At 53.7% G+C, this 296-nt stretch carries 1 protein-coding gene; it reads right to left on the bottom strand.

The features are described 5' to 3' along the window. On the bottom strand, positions 1 to 198 hold a 198-nt coding region (locus tag ACT3TY_RS17975), incomplete at its 3' end, for a transposase (RefSeq protein ID WP_444629102.1). Positions 199 to 296: the final 98 nt, after the last annotated feature.

The following is a 296-nucleotide window of genomic DNA, read 5'->3' as shown; positions in this document are numbered from 1 at the left end:
AGTGTCGAGCTTATGACGAACCTGTTCCGGTGCGCGGGGATCATGAAGCACGGCGGCCAAGCGGCGTGTCAGGCGATGCTGTTTATCGACTTCACGAAGCAGGAGTAATCCGGCGTCCGACGTAATGTGGCCCCCGGAGAAGTCGGCTTCAATTTGGCGGCGTGAGAGTGGCGAGAAGGTCAGCTTTTCAGGTACCATTTTGGAAGCGGCTGTTGGTGCTTGATGGATTGGTTAGGTTCTTGAAATCATAGCACTTTCAGCCGCTTTCTTTTATACCCTGTGAGAAATCCGGGCTA

This window comes from Halomonas sp. AOP22-C1-8 (assembly GCF_052378905.1).
Taxonomy (GTDB): Bacteria; Pseudomonadota; Gammaproteobacteria; order Pseudomonadales; family Halomonadaceae; genus Vreelandella; species Vreelandella citrativorans.
Note: the sequence above shows the minus strand (reverse complement) of the source record. Positions and strands in the feature narration are given on the sequence as shown.